Annotated in this window: 13 protein-coding genes; 7 read left to right on the top strand and 6 right to left on the bottom strand. The window is 62.2% G+C overall.

Features of this window, described 5'->3' with window-relative positions; genetic code table 11:
* Nucleotides 1-68: 68 nt before the first annotated feature.
* The gene (locus RSO41_RS18320; RefSeq protein ID WP_315620702.1) at nucleotides 69-902 is read right to left on the bottom strand and encodes a sulfurtransferase; all 834 of its coding nucleotides are present in this window, start codon (nucleotides 900-902) and stop codon (nucleotides 69-71) included.
* A gap of 75 nt (nucleotides 903-977) precedes the next feature.
* Nucleotides 978-2,012 (bottom strand): small ribosomal subunit biogenesis GTPase RsgA, encoded by a 1,035-nt coding sequence (gene rsgA, locus RSO41_RS18315; RefSeq protein WP_315620701.1) that lies wholly within the window; start codon nucleotides 2,010-2,012, stop codon nucleotides 978-980.
* Nucleotides 2,013-2,096: 84 nt separating this feature from the next.
* On the opposite strand from rsgA, the gene orn reads away from it, so the two are divergent.
* A complete protein-coding gene (gene orn, locus RSO41_RS18310; protein WP_315620700.1) occupies nucleotides 2,097-2,690 on the top strand; it encodes an oligoribonuclease in 594 nt (197 codons plus the stop codon).
* A 42-nt stretch (nucleotides 2,691-2,732) separates the two neighbouring features.
* On the opposite strand, the gene RSO41_RS18305 is transcribed toward orn, so the two are convergent.
* Nucleotides 2,733-3,521 (bottom strand): SIMPL domain-containing protein, encoded by a 789-nt coding sequence (locus RSO41_RS18305; RefSeq protein ID WP_315620699.1) that lies wholly within the window; start codon nucleotides 3,519-3,521, stop codon nucleotides 2,733-2,735.
* A 193-nt stretch (nucleotides 3,522-3,714) separates the two neighbouring features.
* Between RSO41_RS18305 and RSO41_RS18300 the strand changes: the two genes are divergently transcribed.
* On the top strand, nucleotides 3,715-4,833 hold the full coding sequence (locus RSO41_RS18300) for an AI-2E family transporter (RefSeq protein ID WP_315620698.1): 1,119 nt from the start codon (nucleotides 3,715-3,717) through the stop codon (nucleotides 4,831-4,833).
* A 71-nt stretch (nucleotides 4,834-4,904) separates the two neighbouring features.
* Here the strand turns inward: RSO41_RS18300 and trxA are convergent, their stop codons facing one another.
* Nucleotides 4,905-5,228 (bottom strand): thioredoxin, encoded by a 324-nt coding sequence (gene trxA / locus RSO41_RS18295; RefSeq protein ID WP_275289390.1) that lies wholly within the window; start codon nucleotides 5,226-5,228, stop codon nucleotides 4,905-4,907.
* Between the two features lie 235 nt (nucleotides 5,229-5,463).
* On the opposite strand from trxA, the gene cysB reads away from it, so the two are divergent.
* Complete coding sequence (cysB, locus tag RSO41_RS18290; protein ID WP_315620697.1) at nucleotides 5,464-6,435, top strand: HTH-type transcriptional regulator CysB; 972 nt, start codon at nucleotides 5,464-5,466, stop codon at nucleotides 6,433-6,435.
* Between the two features lie 321 nt (nucleotides 6,436-6,756).
* Here cysB and RSO41_RS18285 read toward each other — a convergent pair whose 3' ends face one another.
* Together RSO41_RS18285 and pabB are read right to left on the bottom strand one after the other, a co-directional pair.
* Nucleotides 6,757-7,377 carry a phosphoadenosine phosphosulfate reductase family protein gene (locus RSO41_RS18285; protein WP_315620696.1) on the bottom strand — a complete coding sequence of 207 codons (621 nt, stop codon included), beginning with the start codon at nucleotides 7,375-7,377 and terminating at the stop codon, nucleotides 6,757-6,759.
* Nucleotides 7,378-7,514: 137 nt separating this feature from the next.
* Nucleotides 7,515-8,855 carry an aminodeoxychorismate synthase component I gene (gene pabB / locus RSO41_RS18280; RefSeq protein WP_315620695.1) on the bottom strand — a complete coding sequence of 447 codons (1,341 nt, stop codon included), beginning with the start codon at nucleotides 8,853-8,855 and terminating at the stop codon, nucleotides 7,515-7,517.
* A 227-nt stretch (nucleotides 8,856-9,082) separates the two neighbouring features.
* Between pabB and RSO41_RS18275 the strand changes: the two genes are divergently transcribed.
* From RSO41_RS18275 to prpD, 4 genes are all read left to right on the top strand, one after another.
* On the top strand, nucleotides 9,083-9,814 hold the full coding sequence (locus tag RSO41_RS18275) for a GntR family transcriptional regulator (RefSeq protein WP_315620694.1): 732 nt from the start codon (nucleotides 9,083-9,085) through the stop codon (nucleotides 9,812-9,814).
* Between the two features lie 11 nt (nucleotides 9,815-9,825).
* Nucleotides 9,826-10,716: a methylisocitrate lyase gene (gene prpB / locus RSO41_RS18270; protein WP_315620693.1), complete on the top strand. Its 891-nt coding sequence runs from the start codon at nucleotides 9,826-9,828 to the stop codon at nucleotides 10,714-10,716.
* Nucleotides 10,717-10,781: 65 nt separating this feature from the next.
* Nucleotides 10,782-11,909 carry a 2-methylcitrate synthase gene (gene prpC, locus RSO41_RS18265; protein ID WP_315620692.1) on the top strand — a complete coding sequence of 376 codons (1,128 nt, stop codon included), beginning with the start codon at nucleotides 10,782-10,784 and terminating at the stop codon, nucleotides 11,907-11,909.
* A gap of 139 nt (nucleotides 11,910-12,048) precedes the next feature.
* Nucleotides 12,049-13,533, top strand: coding sequence for a 2-methylcitrate dehydratase (gene prpD, locus RSO41_RS18260; protein ID WP_315620691.1), 1,485 nt, complete (start codon nucleotides 12,049-12,051; stop codon nucleotides 13,531-13,533).
* Nucleotides 13,534-13,733: the final 200 nt, after the last annotated feature.

The following is a 13,733-nucleotide window of genomic DNA, read 5'->3' as shown; positions in this document are numbered from 1 at the left end:
GCCCTTCGAATCTCGTGGCTCGATGCTCGCGGCTTACGGCTTACGGCTTACGGCTTACGGCTTACGGCTTACGGCTTCTCGATCGGCGTGTCGTCGCGGTTGCCCCATTCCTTCCAGGAGCCGGCGTAGGCGCGCATCTTCTCGAAGCCCAGCGCCTTGCCCACCAGCCAGGTGAAGCCGCTGCGGTGGTGGGTCTGGCAGTGGGTGACCACTTCCATGTCCGGGGTCAGGCCCAGGGCCTCGAGCTCGGTGACTAGCTCGGCGTAGTCACGCAGGCGCAGGTCGCGCGCCTTGTCCATGGCGTCGATCCAGTCCATGTTCACTGCGCCGGGTATATGGCCGAGCCGCTGGTTGTCGCCCTTCTCGCCGTCGTACTCGGCGCGCGAGCGAGCGTCCCAGATCGCGAAGCCCTGCTCGCCCAGGCGCTCGGCCAGCTCGACGCGGTCGATGGCCACCTCGGGGTGGAGGATCTCGGCCTGGTAGTCGCTGGGCGTTGGTGCGGTCGGCTCGGTGGAGGTCGGCTGCCCGGCGGCCCGCCAGGCGTGGATGCCGCCGTTGAGGTAGGAGTAGCGGGTGTGGCCGATCAGCTCCAGGGTCCACAGCAGCCGGCCGGCCCAGCCGCCACCCTCGTCGTCGTAGGCGACCACATGGGTGTCCCGGGTCAGCCCCAGCGACGAGAACAGCGCCGATAATGCGTCGGTGTCCGGCACCTCGTTGGGCACCTCGCCCTCGCCGCGCAGCAGCCGCTTGTGGTCCAGGAAGACCGCGCCGGGCACGTGGCCCTGCTCGTGGCTCTCGGCCTTCAGCGGCACGTCGATGATCAACAGCGAAGGGGCATCCAGCTTTTCGGCGAGCTGCTCGGGCTCGATGATCAGTGGCAGCAGGTTGTCTTCGGAACTCATGGTGCTCTCCTTAAGCTTCCCGGCCTGAATCGTACTGGCCGGCATCGTCCCGACTCGGGGGATGCCGTCTTTATCTCAAGTCTCGTCGAGACTGTCGATGATACGACGAAAGCTGGCAAAGCGGTCAGCGTGAATCTCGCCGTTGTCCACGGCGGCGAGCAGCGCGCAGCCCGGTTCGTGGCGGTGTCGGCAATCGCGAAAGCGGCAGTGTCCCAGGTGGTCGCGGAATTCGATGAAGCCCTCGGCTACCTGGGTCTCGTCCAGATGGATCAGGCCGAACTCGCGGATCCCCGGGGAGTCGATCAACTCGCCGGCCTCGGCGTCGTCCCGGTTGCCCGGGGCGAAGCGGTAAAGCCGAGCGGTGGTGGTGGTGTGGCGGCCCTTGCGGGAATCCTCGGACAGGGCACCGATGCGCAGGTCCTCGCCCGGCAGCAGGCGGTCGATGAGTGAGGACTTGCCGACCCCGCTCTGGCCGACGAACACTGAAGTGCGCGCGGCCAGCCGTTGGTGGAGGGCGTCCAGGCCGCCGTCGCGGGCGGTGCTGGTCGTCACCACCGGATAGCCCAGCGCTGCGTAGCGGTCCAGTAGCGCGCCGAGCTCGCCGCCGCTATCGGGCAGCAGGTCGGCCTTGTTGAGCACGAGTGCCGGGGCGATGCCCGTCGCCTCGGCGGCGACCAGGTAGCGATCGATGAGGTTGGCGTGGGGCTCGGGTTCCACGGCGAAGACGATCAGGATCTGGTCGATGTTGGCGGCCACCGGCTTGAGCTGTCCTCGGGCGTCGGGGCGTTCGAGTACGCTCTGGCGCTCGCCGCGGGCCACCACCACACCGCTGCCGTCCTGGCCGGCGCGCCAGATCACTCGGTCGCCGGTGACTAGCCCCTCCAGATTGGCGCGCAGGTGGCAGCGTACCGGATCGCCGTTGCTTTCGGGGCGGACGTCGAGGGTACGGCCGAAGTGGGCGATTACTCGCCCGGTCTGTTCGGCGCCGTACTCGCCAGCGTCGAGCTTGTCGGCGTCCTGCTGGCCGCGTTTCTCGGCGCGCTTGGCCCGTTCGGCCTGGATCTTCTCGATGCGCCAGCGCTGCTGGCGGGTCAACTTGCGTTTGCTCATGAGGGCCCGAAGGTCGGTACAATGGCGGTATTGTACTCACCAACGGGGCCGGCTGTCGTCGGCCGCTCGACCAAGGAATGTCCCATGGCCGCGAACCAAGATGCCCAGGATCCGCGCACCCAGCGCCTGGTGTGGATCGACCTGGAAATGACCGGACTCGACCCGAACCGCGAACGCATCATCGAGGTGGCCACCCTGGTCACCGATGCCGATCTCAACGTGATCGCCGAGGGCCCGGTGATCGCCGTCCATCAGCCCGATGCCCTGCTCGAGGCAATGGATGACTGGAACCGGAAGACTCACGGCGACTCGGGCCTGGTCGCAAGGGTCAAGGCGAGTACCGTCGACACGGCCAAGGCCGAGCGTGAGACGCTGGCCTTCCTGAACGAGCATGTGGCGCCTGGCACTTCGCCGATGTGCGGCAACAGCATCCATCAGGATCGCCGTTTCCTGGAGCGCGAGATGCCCGAGCTGCTGGCCTTCTTCCACTACCGCAACCTGGACGTCTCGACCCTCAAGGAGCTGGCCAAGCGCTGGAATCCTGGGGCGCTGGTCGGCTTCAGCAAGCGCAACGTTCACCTGGCCATGGACGACATCAAGGAATCGATCGCCGAACTGGCGCATTATCGTCGAACCTTCCTGCGCCTGGATGACGAGGAGAGTGATGAGGAAGAGTGAGTGTCTGGGCAAGCCCCGAAGGGCTTGCCGGTACTCGTTGTCTTATTGCTCGGATGCGATTTCCCAGCTGACATTGACCATGGCATCGAGGGTAATGGTGCCGGGACGGTATTCCGGGCCGGAGCCGGCGCTTTCGCGAGCGGCGTCGGCGCTCATGGCCATCATGCGCGGCTGGAACACCGGTGAACGGCTTTCACTCACGTTGATCACCGGCCCGAGGGTCACGCCGAGGGTCTGAGCCATCAGCTCGGCCTTGTGGCGTGCCTTTTCCAGCGCCTTGGTCAGCGCTTCGTCAGTTGCCTGTTCGCGGTCGGAGAGATCATAGGTGACGCCGTCGAGGGCGTTGACACCGGCCTCGGTGAGGGCATCGAGCATCATCGGTAGATCATCGAGATCGGTGATCTCGATCTGGAAGGGCCGCTCCAGGCGAGTCCGCACCATGGGAGTCGGCTTCGACTCTCCCTCTCTCTTGCCTTGCAGTGACTCGGGCTGCACGCGCAACGATCCTGCGCTGATGGCGTCACGTTCCAGGCCGGCATCCTCCAGGGTCTGAATCAAGGTGGCGGCACGTTCTTCGAGGCGCTGGCGAGCCTTGGCCAATGCCTTTGCATCGGTCTTTGTATCGTCACGCTGAGCGATGGCGGGGGTACGTTCCCAGAGGCGTGCGCTCAGGGTGGCCTCGTCCGGCACGACCTGAAGTTCGGTCTGGGCCTGTACGTCAAGCCGATGGCGAGGCGTGTCCTGCTGCGCGGCGGCCAACATGGGGGTGGCGAGGAGCAGGGCGGAGAGCAGGGCACCCGGAAGAAACGGGCGTCGACGAACGAGTGACATGGCGCTTTCCTTTTCGCGGTTGAGGTCTGTGCTTGGAGCCTCGAGACGGTATCGGGTTCCCCGAGCTCCGCTCGAGGCTGTCGTATTGCGTATTTGCTGCACGATCCATCGCCGTTCGCGTGACGGGCGCGTTGTACCCTGGCATGGCAGACGGCATCATGAGCACTCTTGTCATCTGTGGAGTATGGCGGGCATGGCGCAACCCGACGACGATTTTGAGCGTAGCATCCCTCTCAACCTGACGCTGGCGCTGGCCGCCCTGGTGGTCATCGTCGCGGGGATGCGGGTCGGGGCAAGCCTGCTGGTCCCCCTGCTGTTGTCGTTGTTCATCGCGGTGGTCTGCACGGCTCCCGTGCAATGGTTGCATCGCCTGGGGCTGAGTCGGCGCCTGGCGGTCTGGCTGACCCTTGTAGTGATCGGTGGCTTCATTTCGTTGCTGGGCATCTTGCTGGTCAATAGCTTCGGGACCTTTGTCGAGGCGCTGCCGGGTATCGAGGAAAAGCTCTACCAGTATTATCTCGGCATTCTGGATGGCCTGGCCAGCATTGGGCTGGCCATCGACACGGGTTGGCTTTCCGATCTGTTCGATGCCGAGAAATTCGGCAACTGGATCCCTGCGTTGCTGGGGCAGGTCGGTAATCTGATGATGCAGAGTGTGGTGGTGGCATTGCTGGTCATGTTCCTGCTCTTCGAGACGCTGAACTTTCGCGACAAGCTGTCACGTGCCCTCGTCAACCCCGCCCCGAGCCTGCGTCGTTTCCACGAGTTCAGCATGACCCTGAAGCGCTATCTGGCGGTCAAGACGCTGGTCAGTCTGGCTACCGGTGCTCTGATATGGGTGGCCTGCCAACTGGTTGGTGTGGAATTCCCGTTGCTCTGGGCGGTGCTGGCGTTCGCGCTCAATTACATCCCCAACATCGGCTCGGCGATCGCTGCGGTACCGCCGGTATTGCTGCTGCTGGTGTCACCCGATGGGGGTCTGTTCAAGGCGTTGATACTCAGCGGCGCTTATCTGGGGGTCAACTTCGTGCTCGGTAATATCATTGAACCCAGGGTGATGGGGCGGGCGCTGGGGCTGTCCACGTTCGTTGCCTTTCTGTCGCTGGTGGTCTGGGGCTGGGTGTTCGGCGTGGTGGGGATGCTGTTGTCGGTGGTGCTGACGATGACGCTCAAGATTGCTCTGGACAGCCATCCGCAGACGCGCTGGATCGCCCACTTGCTGGGGCCGGGCACAGCGCCCATCGAAAAGGCCGATCGGCCGCCATCGGAGCGGAGAGGTGAGAATGAACGGAAAGACGAAGAGAACGCCTGAGCGCTTTCGCCAACCAATGCGCCCCGGGCAAGCCCGGGGCGCGTCGCATTACTGAGTCGACTCGGTGTCGATCAGGCGTTCTGGTCGATGAACTGGGTCAACTGTGATTTTGACTGGGCGCCGACCAGGGAAGCGACCTTGGCGCCGGACTTGAACAGCATCACGGTGGGTACGCCACGCACGCCCTGCTCGGCGGCGATTTCCGGCGCGTCATCCACATTGATGCTGACGATCTTGAGGTTGCCTTCGCGCTCCTCGGCGACCTCGTCGACCACCGGTGCCATGACCTTGCAGGGGCCGCACCAGGGAGCCCAGAACTTCAGCAGGACCGGGGTCTCGGCGTTGAGGACTTCCTGCTCGAAGTTGGCGTTGGTGACATCGACGTTATTGGCCATGGGATTCTCCAGTTACTACGTTGCGCGGCATCGCGCGGAAGATCAGGCATGCAAGCATGCTGGTCGGTCGATGGTAGCGGTCGACCGGGATGCTGGCAAATCCGTGTGTGACCTTGGATGCATGCCGGCTCGTTCGGGTGACGATGCTCATGATATGCTATAAAGTAATCACGGACGATTTTTTTATGCCGCAATGGACTTTTGATGGTGTCGCGGCACGCAAGGGGGGAGGGTCATGAAGCTCCAGCAGTTGAGGTATATCTGGGAAGTCTCGCGTCATAATCTCAATGTTTCAGCGACTGCTCAGAGCCTTTATACCTCGCAGCCCGGCATTTCCAAACAGATTCGTCTGCTCGAGGACGAGCTTGGTGTCGAGATCTTTGCGCGAAGCGGCAAGCACCTGACCCGAGTCACGCCGGCGGGGGAGTCGATCATCGAGCTGGCCGGTCAGGTGCTGCGCTTGACCGACAATATCAAGCACGTCTCTCAGGAGCACAGCGATGAGCGGCGTGGCAGCATGGCCATCGCGACCACCCATACCCAGGCCCGTTATGCCCTGCCACCGGTGATACGCGAGTTTACCAGCCGCTACCCGGATGTGGCATTGCACATGCAGCAGGGCACGCCTCGCCAGATTGCTCAGATGGTCAGTGATGGTCAGGCCGATTTCGCGATCTGTACCGAATCGCTGGACCTGTTCAATGACCTGGTGTTGCTGCCGTGCTATCGCTGGAACCGCTGTGTGCTGGTGCCTCGAGGTCATCCTCTGGCAGAAGCCGAGCCCCTGACTCTGGAGGCCCTGGCCGAGCACCCTCTGGTGACTTATGTCTTCGGCTTTACCGGGCGCTCGCAGCTCGATGATGCCTTCCGTTCCAAGGGGCTATCGCCCAACGTGGTGCTGACCGCTGCCGATTCGGATGTGATCAAGACCTATGTGCGTCTGGGCATGGGAGTGGGCATTGTCGCCCACATGGCCGTCGACCCGGAGCAGGATGACGACCTGGTCGCGCTGGATGCCGGTCACCTGTTCGCCAGTTCCACCACCAAGATCGGCATTCGGCGGGGTACCTTCATGCGCGGCTACATGTATGACTTTCTCAAGGGCTTTGCCGGGCATCTTGAGCGGGAGCTGGTGGAAGCTGCCCTGGAAGCCGGGCCACGCCACGAGGAGGTGTTGTTCCGGGATATCGAGCTGCCGGTGCGGTGAGAGGGTGTTTACAAACTACTGCGCTCGCCCATGCGGCGTTGAAATCAGCCTCAAAATGCTCATTTACCCGCTCGTAAACTCCGCGTTCTGACTCGTGACATCCTTGTCACTCGCTCTTCGAGCAGCAGAGCTGCCCAAATCGTCAATCCTGACGATTTGTCGGCTGATTTCGCCTGGCCTGGCCGTCGCTCGTGACTTTTGTAAACACCCTCTGAAGAAGCACTGATTTATTGCTGCGCTCGACGACCCACATTTTCATCGCTCGCGGCGTGAATCAGCACTTCTTTCTTTAAGGTGTGCAGTGCTGCATATCGCTCGTGCTCAGTGTTGCAGGTGCAGCCCGCATTCGCGCTTTTCTTCGACCTTGGTGGGGTCGAAATAGTCGAATTCGTTGGGCAGGTCATGGGCCTTCAGGTACTGGTACATGTCCCGCGCCGTCCAGTGCAGTAGAGGGGCGATCTTGAGCAGGCCATCGGCGTTGCGCGTCACTGGCTCCATGCGAGCGCGTTCCGGTGTGTCCTCGGCGCGCAGCGCGGTGAACCAGACATCCGGTGCCATCTCGCGCAGGGCGCGATTGAAGGGTTCGAGCTTGACTTCTTCGGTGAAGGCCGCATGACGGGGATCGTCGATGCCCGGCATCAGACCCTCGACGGCTTCGCGATGGGCCCGTGAGCGCTTCGGCAGATAGGTGATCAGGTTGAGGTCGAGGCGCTTCACGAGCGCATCGGCGAAGCGATAGGTGGCGTCTGTGTTGTAGCCATGATCCATCCACACGATGGGGATGTCCGGACGTTGACGCGCCACCATGTGCAGGATGACGGCCTCGAAGGGACGGAAGTTGGTGGTGCAGACAGGTCGGCTGCCCTGTTCGAGGGACCAGCGAATCAGGGCCTCGGGGTCGTTGCCGAGATCACGGTTGATGACGTCGAGTTGCGGCTCCATAGGGAAGCTCCCGGATGGTGATATTCGATCTGGATGCCACACTAGCAGAGCCGGGACAGGCTTCCCCAATACCGATTCATTGGATGTTTATTCACTTAAGGATTAAGGGGGTCTTCTTCTTATTCCTAGACGTGTTGTTACTCCGATGTCGCCAAGGCCTGCATCAGGTGCCGAATCTTGTCGAGCGTCTCGGTGTATTCCTCATCGCCGCGAGAGTCTGCTACCAGGCCGCCCCCGCCCCAGAGATGCAACCTGCCCTCGTCGGCCACGGCGGTGCGAATGGCGATCGAGGTATCCATGCGGCCTCGTACGTCGACATAGCCGAGGCTGCCGCAGTAGGCGCTGCGAGCCGAGGGCTCCAGTTCGTCGATGATCTGCATGGCACGCACCTTGGGTGCGCCGGTGATCGAGCCGCCCGGGAACGCGGCGGCCAGAAGCTCGAGTGGTGAGCAGCCTTCATCCAGCTCGCCGATGACCACACTGACCAGGTGATGAACATTGGCGTAGCTTTCCAGGGTACAGAGTTGCGGTACTCGGACGCTGCCGGGGCGGCAGACCCGTCCGAGGTCATTACGCAGCAGGTCAACGATCATCACGTTCTCGGCGCGATCCTTTACGCTGCCCGTGAGCGCCTTGGCGAGTGTCTGGTCCTCTGTTTCGGTTCGGCCGCGTGGACGGGTGCCCTTGATCGGTCGGGTTTCCACATGGCCATCGGCGCAATGCAGAAAGCGTTCCGGTGACAGCGACAGGATGCCCTGGTTGCCCCAGGCGATGAAGCCGGCAAAGGGAGTGGGGGTGGCGCGCCGCAGGCGGCGGTAAGCGTGCCAGAGGTCGCCGCTATAGGGCGCGCTGAAGCGCTGCGCAAGATTGATCTGGTAGCAGTCGCCTGCGCGAATGTAATGCTGCACGGCTTCGAAACGAGCCAGATAGTCATCACGGCTTTGTTCGGGCTGGAAGGGGCCGGTCAGGTGAAAGGCATCGGTGGCGGGTGAAGGCGTGTTCAGCCATGTCATCACCTGGTCGCGCCGGGCGGCGTTGGCTACCAGCCAGGCTTCGCAACGTTGGTGATCCTGGATGATGGCCCAGTCATAGAGGCCGACGCGGCTATCCGGGAGATTGGCCACCGCCGTGGCCTGGCCGGGAATCGGTTCGAGGCGATATCCCAGATCGTAGCTCCAGTAACCGATCAACCCACCCAGGAAAGGCAGGTCACTGTCGGGAACCTCGTGGGGAAGTCGCTCAAGCAAGGCTTTCTGGGCCTTGAAAGAGGCCGTTCTTTCGCCGGGTATGGCCGGGTTTCGGCGTTCTGTCTCGAAGGTGTCCAGCGGGTCGCTCGAGAGGATGTCGTAGCGTCCCCCGGGGGCCTCGGGGCGGCCACTGTCGAGCAGCACGGCTCCCGGACGATGACGCAGGACCGCAAAGATCTCCAGAGGAGACGTCCGGTACGGCAGTGGGGTGATTTCGAGTGGTGATGTCATGGTCGCGCCTTACCTCAACAGGCGCCACATTCTAGGCCTCTTGGCGGTATTTGTCCCTGCCGAGCCGAGATGTTGGATCAACGCCGGCTTTCTATTGTCGACACTCGCAAGGTAACCGTCTGTGTTGTCTACAACCAAAGGGGGAGAGTGTTCCATCGGGGCGCGTGTTGACCCGACAATAGGGGGTGGCTAAAGTGCTTCCATTCATTTCATTGTCGACAATTACTATGAGCAATGCCTTATCCGGAACGGCCGCGACGCCAGAGGTCCGTACCCTGGCGGAGCGGGTCTTTCAACAACTGCAGGATGCCATCGTGCGAGGTGAACTGGCGCCGGGCAGCAAGATCACTGAACCCGGCCTGTCACAGGCCTATGGTATTTCCCGTGGCCCCCTGAGGGAGGCCATGCGACGACTGGAAGCGCACCGCCTGATCGAGCGGGTGCCGCATGTCGGCGCCAGGGTGGTGAAGCTGTCCATCAAGGAGTTGCTCGAACTCTTCGACGTTCGTGAGGCCCTGGAAAGCATGGCGGCCCGTCTGGCCGCCGAGCACATGAATGCCGAGGAAATCGCCGGGCTTCGCGAGGTGCTGGCCGTGCACGAGCGGCAGTCGGACCTGCGACGAGGGGAGGCTTATTACCAGCGCGAAGGCGACCTGGACTTCCATTACCGCATCGTCCAGGGCAGCCACAATCGGATGCTGATGGGGCTATTGTGCGATGACCTCTATTACTTGGTCCGTATGTATCGTACTCAGTTCAGCGCCAGCGGGACACGGCCCCAGCGAGCCTTTGTCGAGCACCATCGTATCGTCGATGCCATCGAGGCCGGAGACGCCGAGCTTGCCGAACTGCTGATGCGTCGTCACGTCAGCGCTTCTCGGGAAAACGTCGTCGACCGCTACGCTGCCGCTCTGAATCAGGAAGGGGAGACGTCCACGCTGGACACTCCCGGTTCATAATGGAGATTGTCATGACGCAACCTACCCCCGGTGCCCGTTTTCGCGCCGCCCTGGACGCCAACCGGCCGCTACCTGTCGTAGGAACCATCAATGCCTACACGGCGATGATGGCCGAGCGAGTTGGTCATCAGGCGGTCTATCTGTCCGGTGGCGGCGTGGCCAATGCTTCTTTTGGCCTGCCTGATCTCGGCATGACGACCATGAACGATGTGGTCGAGGATGCCCACCGTATCTGCGGCGCCACCGACCTGCCGCTGCTGGTGGATATCGACACAGGCTGGGGGGGCGCTTTCAACATCGCGCGCACCGTCAAGGAAATGCAGCGTGCTGGTGTGGCCGCGGTGCATCTGGAAGACCAGGTCGCTCAGAAGCGCTGCGGACATCGGCCCAACAAGGCCATCGTTTCCCGGCAGGAGATGGTGGATCGCATCAAGGCCGCGGCGGATGCTCGTATCGATCCGGACTTCTACCTGATCGCTCGCACCGATGCTTTCCAGAAAGAAGGGCTGGAAGCTGCCATCGAACGAGCCAACGCCTGCCTGGAAGCCGGGGCCGATGCCATCTTCGCCGAGGCTGTGCATACCCTGGACGACTACCGTGCCTTCTGCGAGCGCCTGGACGCCCCGATACTCGCCAACATCACCGAATTCGGCGCGACACCGTTGTTTTCCCAGCAGGAGCTGGGCGAGGTGGGCTGTCGGATCGTGCTTTATCCGCTCTCTGCCTTTCGTGCCATGAATGCCGCGGCGCTCAAGGTCTACCAGAGTATTCACGATCAGGGCCACCAGCGCGATGTAGTCGACCAGATGCAGACACGGGAAGAGCTTTACGATTTCCTCAACTATCACGATTTCGAACGCAAGCTCGATGCCTTGTTCGCCGGCAACGACGGCAATGAGTAGCGCATTGGTGCAGCAAGGTTTCACGAAGAGACGCGATAACAATACTCACTACGAGGAGACACGACATGGCAGACAAACCGACTAATGGCGCCGGTCTACGTGGCCAGAGCGCCGGCTCCACGGCGCTATGCACCGTCGGAAAGTCCGGCTCCGGCTTGACCTATCGCGGCTTCGACATCAAGGAGCTGGCCGACAAGGCGCGTTTCGAAGAAGTGGCCTATCTGTTGTTGAAAGGCAAGTTGCCCAATCAGGCCGAGCTCGATGCCTATGTCGCCAAGCTTCAGGGGCTGAGAAGCCTTCCCGCGGCACTCAAGACAGTGCTCGAGCAGATCCCGGCCAGTGCCCATCCGATGGATGTGATGCGTACCGGTGCTTCCATGCTAGGCAACCTGGAGACCGAGGAGAGTTTCGCACAGGAGCAGGACATCGCCGATCGCCTGCTCGCCGTGCTCCCCTCGATCATCTGTTACTGGTATCGCTATTCCCATGACGGGGTGCGGATCGAGACCGAGACCGACGATGCGTCCGTGGGAGGCCACTTCCTGCACATGCTGCGCGATGAGCCAGCCTCTGAACTGCACGCTCGAGTCATGAACGTCTCGCTGATCCTCTATGCCGAGCATGAGTTCAACGCCTCTACCTTTACCGCTCGGGTCTGTGCCTCGACGCTTTCTGACATGCACTCCTGCGTGACAGGAGCCATCGGCTCGTTGCGTGGTCCGCTCCACGGCGGTGCCAATGAGGCGGCCATGGCGATGATCGAGAATTGGCAATCGGCCGATGAGGCCGAGCGCGAATTGCTCGGCATGCTGGAGCGCAAGGAGAAGGTCATGGGGTTTGGGCACGCCATCTATCGCGAGTCCGATCCGCGCAACGCCATCATCAAGCACTGGTCGAGCCGGCTCGCCGAGGATGTGGGCGACACCGTTCTGTATCCGGTATCCGAGCGGGTCGAGGCGGTCATGTGGCGCGAGAAGAAGCTGTTCTGCAACGCGGACTTCTTCCATGCCAGCGCTTACCACTTCATGGACATCCCCACCAAACTGTTCACGCCGATCTTCGTCTGCTCGCGGGTCACCGGCTGGTGTGCGCATGTCTTCGAGCAGCGCGAGAACAACCGCATCATCCGGCCGAGCGCCGACTACACCGGCCCCGAGAAGAGTGAGTGGGTGCCGATCGAGCAGCGTGACTGAGAACCGCGCCCTGCAATCGCTCGGGTCTCGCTGTCGTGAGCTTCGGTGGCGGCGAGGCCTGCCGGAATGATCCGCCCCTGAACACGCATCGGTGCCGGGGTGGTTACACGATCCCCTTCAGCAAGAGGAAGTCACTTCCATGAGCCAGACCGTCGAAAGCAATGTCCGACCGGACTATGACGCCGAGTTGCGCAAGATCGCCGATTATGTCCTCGATTATCGCATCGACAGCGACGAGGCGCTGGATACCGCGCGAAATTGTCTGATGGATACCCTGGGTTGCGGGTTGCTGGCGCTTCGCTTCCCGGAGTGCACCAAGCACCTGGGGCCTCTGGTCGAAGGGACGGTGGTGCCGCATGGTGCCCGTGTCCCGGGCACTTCCTTCCGGCTGGATCCGGTCAAGGCCGCCTGGGACATCGGCGCCATCATCCGTTGGCTGGATTACAACGACACTTGGCTGGCCGCCGAGTGGGGGCACCCGTCCGATAACCTGGGGGGGATCCTGGCGGTGGCCGACCACCTGTCCCAGAAGCGTGTCGCCGAGGGTGAGGCGCCGTTGACCATGCGCGATGTCCTCGAAGCCATGATCATGGCGCATGAAATTCAGGGCATTCTTGCCCTGGACAACTCATTCAACCGTGTCGGTCTCGATCATGTGGTGCTGGTCAAGGTGGCATCCACTGCCGTGACCGCCAAGATGATGGGGGCCGACCGTGAGCAGTTGCTGTCAGCGCTGTCGCATGCCTGGGCCGACGGCCAGAGTCTGCGAACCTATCGGCATGCCCCCAATGCTGGTTCGCGAAAGAGCTGGGCGGCGGGAGATGCAACCTCACGAGGGGTACGGCTTGCCGATATCGCCCTGCGCGGCGAGATGGGTATCCCCGGCGTGCTGAGTGCGCCGCAATGGGGGTTCTATGACGTGGCCTTCAGCCATTCCAACAAGGATCTGTCGCTCAAGGCACTGGAAGAGCGCAAATTTACCTTCCAGCGGGACTTCGGTACCTACGTGATGGAAAATGTGTTGTTCAAGATTTCCTTCCCTGCCGAGTTCCATTCCCAGACCGCCTGCGAGGCGGCCGTGACGTTGCATCCGCAGGTCAAGGACCGTCTGGGGGAGATCGACAGAATCGTGCTGACGACCCATGACTCGGCGATCCGTATCATTTCCAAGTCCGGCGAGCTTGCCAATCCTGCTGACCGTGACCACTGCTTGCAGTACATGACGGCGGTGCCGCTCATCTTCGGCCACCTGGTGGCTGAGCATTACGAAGATGATTTCCACGCTGCCAATCCGATCATCGACGAGCTGCGCGACAAGATGGAGGTCGTCGAGGACGAACGCTATTCTCGCGACTATTACGACCCAGAGCATCGTTCCATTGCCAATGCGATCCAGGTGTTCTTCAAGGATGGCAGCGCCACCGACAAGGTCGAAGTCGAATATCCGATCGGTCATCGCCGCCGCCGCGCCGAGGGGATCCCGGTGCTGGAAGAGAAGTTCAAGCGCAACCTGGCGACTCGCTTTCCGGGCGGGCGTTGCGAGGCGATCATGTCTCTGTGCAAGGACCCGTCTCGGCTCGAGGCGACGCCGGTCAACAAGTTTGTCGACCTGTTCGTGATCTGAGGGTTTGGCGTGTTCGGCCGCCATGAAGGCGGTCGAGTGGGTCCGGGGTCGGGGGGGGGGCGTGATGGCCATGGGGAGATGGTCATGGAAGGATGAACGTGGCTGAGCTATATTTTTTGTCGGAAGGGCTTGCATCACCGGCTCGTGATCCGTAAAGTACGCATCCGCTGCCGGCGACGGGCAACGTTGCAGGCGGTGAA

It is taken from the genome of Halomonas sp. I1, assembly GCF_032334135.1.
Taxonomy (GTDB): Bacteria; Pseudomonadota; Gammaproteobacteria; order Pseudomonadales; family Halomonadaceae; genus Halomonas.
Note: the sequence above shows the minus strand (reverse complement) of the source record. Positions and strands in the feature narration are given on the sequence as shown.

Excerpts from the sequence above, each read along its gene's own strand:
- prpC (WP_315620692.1), top strand. The coding sequence starts at position 10,782 with ATGGCAGACAAACCGACTAATGGCGCCGGTCTACGTGGCCAGAGCGCC.
- RSO41_RS18285 (WP_315620696.1), bottom strand. The coding sequence starts at position 7,377 with ATGGAGCCGCAACTCGACGTCATCAACCGTGATCTCGGCAACGACCCC.
- RSO41_RS18300 (WP_315620698.1), top strand. The coding sequence starts at position 3,715 with ATGGCGCAACCCGACGACGATTTTGAGCGTAGCATCCCTCTCAACCTG.
- orn (WP_315620700.1), top strand. The coding sequence starts at position 2,097 with ATGGCCGCGAACCAAGATGCCCAGGATCCGCGCACCCAGCGCCTGGTG.
- RSO41_RS18320 (WP_315620702.1), bottom strand. The coding sequence starts at position 902 with ATGAGTTCCGAAGACAACCTGCTGCCACTGATCATCGAGCCCGAGCAG.
- rsgA (WP_315620701.1), bottom strand. The coding sequence starts at position 2,012 with ATGAGCAAACGCAAGTTGACCCGCCAGCAGCGCTGGCGCATCGAGAAG.
- prpD (WP_315620691.1), top strand. The coding sequence starts at position 12,049 with ATGAGCCAGACCGTCGAAAGCAATGTCCGACCGGACTATGACGCCGAG.
- RSO41_RS18275 (WP_315620694.1), top strand. The coding sequence starts at position 9,083 with ATGAGCAATGCCTTATCCGGAACGGCCGCGACGCCAGAGGTCCGTACC.
- prpB (WP_315620693.1), top strand. The coding sequence starts at position 9,826 with ATGACGCAACCTACCCCCGGTGCCCGTTTTCGCGCCGCCCTGGACGCC.
- pabB (WP_315620695.1), bottom strand. The coding sequence starts at position 8,855 with ATGACATCACCACTCGAAATCACCCCACTGCCGTACCGGACGTCTCCT.
- trxA (WP_275289390.1), bottom strand. The coding sequence starts at position 5,228 with ATGGCCAATAACGTCGATGTCACCAACGCCAACTTCGAGCAGGAAGTC.
- RSO41_RS18305 (WP_315620699.1), bottom strand. The coding sequence starts at position 3,521 with ATGTCACTCGTTCGTCGACGCCCGTTTCTTCCGGGTGCCCTGCTCTCC.
- cysB (WP_315620697.1), top strand. The coding sequence starts at position 5,464 with ATGAAGCTCCAGCAGTTGAGGTATATCTGGGAAGTCTCGCGTCATAAT.